Below are 4092 nucleotides of genomic sequence, written 5' to 3'. Positions count from 1 at the left end.
GGGTGAATTTGCCCCGCTGTCAAGGCATGTAGCAACCAACCCCCAAGAGTTCAGAAAGTCTACTTTCTTTTCGCCTTCAACGACAAAGCAATGTTTCGATTTAATTAAATCCGGCAGTCGATAAAGCACAGGATCGCATCCTCTACCTACTACCCACTTGTCGCCCTCCAAGTGTTTGAAAACGAATTCCTTTGATCTGCCGCTACGCCCAGGTTCGATACGTTTTTTTACATAAAGCAAATTGCCCGTTCCGCCTGCATATTGGAAGGTGGCTATAACCTTCGGCTTTGTATCCGATTCGCCAGCCCCAGCCATTTTTCCTATCTCATGCAAGGCCGTTGGAAAATCGCAATCTTTGTACTTTTGGTAAAACGTGAAGACGTCACCTTTAGCATTGCACGAAAAACAACGGAAAAGTCCTGTTTCCAGATTGACACTCAAAGAAGGGTGGTGGTCATTATGAAAGGGACATAACCCCAATGCTTCGGGGTTGCCGTTAAGTTTTAGTGAAGGGATTAGTTCCCGGTAGAATTTTGTCTTGTCCAGCCGATTAAGAATTTCTTTTTTGTCCATTTAACACCTCAACAATACTGGAAAAACGATCAGGGAAATACAATTCGTTTTCCAAAATTTGCCTATGCAATTTAATCCAGCCAGTATTATTCGTCATCTGCTACCAACCTCAAATAATGCTTGTTTTATCTTTGCAAGGTCTGACTCACGGTAAACCCTTTCTCCATTCGGTAGCCGTATAAAATCCTCGCTTCGCAACCTCCTACTATCAAAGAGGTAATTTAGACGATGCTTTGGAACATTAAGAATCTGTACTACCTGGGAGAGTGTGAATAACTTCTCATTTGCTAGGGATTGTTCGGTCATACCCGTCCTTTCATAACAGAATTAAAAAATAAACCCTTTACCCTTATGTGTCGACTGTCGACAATTTGTCGATTTGTCGACAATAATATTTTTAGTGAAATACGCTGTGAATGGCTTAAATGGCAGGTTTCGGGGAAATGCTGAAATTTAAAAAAAAATTGAAAATAAAAAAGCCCTATTACCGTTTGTCGATAATAAGGCTTTCAGAGAAAGGGGAATTGATTATTTATTTTAAGTCTGCGTGCGTTTCTTTATAAAGTTCATCATGGCATTCCTTACAATGTTCTTGCTCATCATTGCATATCCAACAAAAATGCCTGTGGGTTTCTTTACATGACGGACACTCCTTGCTTTGGATATTTAGAGGTTTTCGATTTTTGCCCGTTTTTTTATTGATACTAAAAACAGTTCTGTTTGCTACGATTAAGTTTTCATCGGTTACAAAGAAGCTTTTTAACTTCTCGTTGATTCTTTCGCTATCCTTTTGTTTTTTCTTGGTAACATCGCTCAAAGCCCCGTTATATTCTGCGTATTCAAGCAAAGTATTCCACATTTCTAGCGGTTCTTTATTTGCTTTACGACAAAACCCCATCTCTACATAATTGAAGTTTTGAGATTTCCTGTTAATTGTTATACAGATGATTGCATCATTCAAAAACATCATTTTTATATCGCTTACCTTAGCCCCTGGATGCAGGGGAAAAGTAACATTCTTTGGCTCTGGTGTGTTTTGCGATGTGTTTGCTGGTGTTTGCTCCTCTGGTTTAGTCTGAGATGTGTTTTGCAGAATTGATGTCAGCTTTTCTTCTCTCGACCTTTGCAAATCACCTAACCTCTCGTTGTTTCTTTGCAGTTGGTCGCAAACGGTGGGATAGTTTAAAAAAAGCGGTGAGTTTAATTCCTCAAGCTTGTTTAATAGCTTTTCTTCTGTCGAAAAGAGAATAACGTCATTTACAGGTATTTTGTCATACTTGTCTAACGTTTGCTGTAGTCTGTGGATTTCATACATGATTTCAAGGGTCTTGATTTCCCCTTGAATTCTCTTAATTTCTTCGTCCAACAGCCTTATTTCATCGCTTATATTTCCCATCCTGTTACCCCCTAAAGTAAGAAGCCCTAGAAAAATAATTAAGGGAAGTCCATCTAGGGAAATGGACTTGTCGGGAGCTACCCTATCCCTTAATTTCAATTTTAACCCCGAAAAACATGATCTGGCAATAGGAAATCGACACTCGGAAACGTTTCATCGACCTAAACCATGTCAAACCCCTTCGGATCGGAATCGTTTCCAGGCTTCCAGAATGCGTTTTAGATAGGCAATTCTGATGCATATTGCCGTCTCTGCTCTTTTATTGTGCCTGCAAGTGCCTTATAGCTCTCATCCGTTAGGAAGCCTTCTGTATCCTCAATGAACATTTTGCCCGCTACATGCCCATTGGTTCCCCATATGGGAAAGCTCTGGTTCTGGCCTGTCGCCTCTACATTCGATTGCTATGATTACACGCATATAATACCCCCCATTACATGAAAGATTGCCGTACTTTTAGCCGTACCTAATCATAAAAACATACCAAAGCTGGTCAAAACACACAAGAATGAAATTTCCTTCAAGTCCTTGAAAACACTAAAAAAACGAAGAATATCAAAAGTCATAGAAGGTCATAGAAAGTATATAAAAATTACTTTGTTTAATTCAGCCATTTTACACCTGTTCACCTTGTAACCTTTGATAATACAGGCAATGCAAAGATACTGAATAACGCCCAAAAACGGAATTGCCGTACTCTTGACCGTACCCGTTTTATTGCGCTATAGCCAAAGACGGCTTTGAGTTCATACCCAGGACATAATCCGTCAGCGAATTAATGGCCTGTTGTTTATTGCTTAGACCGGTATGTGAATACTTCTGCAGCATACTCAGGCTTGAATGTCCTGTCATGCCCTGTACCACTACAGCGCCAACGCCAAGTTCACCTTGAAGTAAGCTTGCAAAGGTATGTCTCAGGTTATGGAAGGTGAAATCGTCAATGCCTAACTGCTTGAATAAGACGCTGAAATGCTTACTGTATTCAACGGTAACGACATGGGTTAACGTCCTCGACTCAAACACCCTGTCGCCTGAATTGTTTTCTTTCCACCGTAACAGCTCCCCTGACAGATAATCCGATATCGGTATTGACACCAATTTCCCTATTTTGTGGCTTGAAGTTATCAAACCCTTATGAAAATCTATATCCTGCCATGATAAGCCCAGGACACCGCCTAAGCGTAAACCTGTAAGTAATCCAACGAGTACCATAAGACGTTCTTTCCCGTGTAGCTTACCAAGCAATAAGCCTATTTCATTACCGCTTAATATACGATCTTTGGTCTGTGTTACTTTCAATCGTCTCACGCCCTGGCATGGGTTCTTGTCCAGAATCCCCGACTTTATAGCAGTGGTCAGAACATGGGATAAGACAGAAACGTCAACGTTGATACTGCTGTCTTTAATACCGCTAGCCTTACGGTTAAGCCTGTATTTCTCAATGATAAACGGAGTTATCTTATCAAGGGGATAATCACCCAGAAATTTCACCAACGCATTTACAGCCCTTTGCTTCATTGCAAGCGTGTTACCTTTCACCCCGCCACACAGTGGCAGGTATGTTTTGGAGTATTCCGCCAGGGTGGGAATTGCCTTTCTCTTTGGCAATTGCAGTTTTCCCCTTTCCCTGTCGCCAATGAGCACCATTAATCTTTTCATGGCATCTTTCCGGCTCCTAATGTCCCTGAAGCTAACCGACACCCACCGTTTTTTATCATCGAATAGCTCTATCAACCACCGTCCGCACCGCTTGACTTCTCCGTTATCCTTTGTGGGTAAATTTACCGGACAATAATCCCCACGCTTACCGTCACAGTTTATACTCTGCCCTTTGTCGTCTTTGCATTTATCCGGGTAATATTTTTTCCACCTAACAGCCATTAAACACCGTCCTTTCAAATAAAAAAGGCAGTTAACCAAGTATGGGACAGCATACCTGGCCACTGCCTTCGTTTTGCTCGCAAGGCCACTCACGAGCAAATATTCAAGCGTCTGTCCACGCTTTATTTTGCGTACGTTTATCGTACCTTTAAGATATTGTCAAGTCTTTTTATCTATCCCTTTTTCTTTTGACGTGTTTTGGTAAAATTGGTATTATCTAGTAAGAATATGACAGAGAAACAAAG

The 4092-nt window shown here is 41.1% G+C and carries 3 protein-coding genes; all 3 read right to left on the bottom strand.

Annotated features, from left to right (window positions below):
• On the bottom strand, positions 1–573 hold a 573-nt coding region (locus tag HUT38_04605), incomplete at its 3' end, for a hypothetical protein (GenBank protein NUQ57732.1).
• A gap of 532 nt (positions 574–1105) precedes the next feature.
• Positions 1106–1969, bottom strand: coding sequence for a hypothetical protein (locus HUT38_04600; protein ID NUQ57731.1), 864 nt, complete (start codon positions 1967–1969; stop codon positions 1106–1108).
• A 711-nt stretch (positions 1970–2680) separates the two neighbouring features.
• Positions 2681–3613: a site-specific integrase gene (locus tag HUT38_04595; GenBank protein ID NUQ57730.1), complete on the bottom strand. Its 933-nt coding sequence runs from the start codon at positions 3611–3613 to the stop codon at positions 2681–2683.
• Positions 3614–4092: the final 479 nt, after the last annotated feature.

It is taken from the genome of Candidatus Paceibacter sp. (genome assembly GCA_013360865.1).
Taxonomy (GTDB): domain Bacteria; phylum Patescibacteriota; class Minisyncoccia; order UBA9983; family UBA9983; genus SURF-57.
The sequence above is the reverse complement of the archived record's forward strand: the minus strand, read 5'-3'. Positions and strand labels throughout refer to the sequence as shown.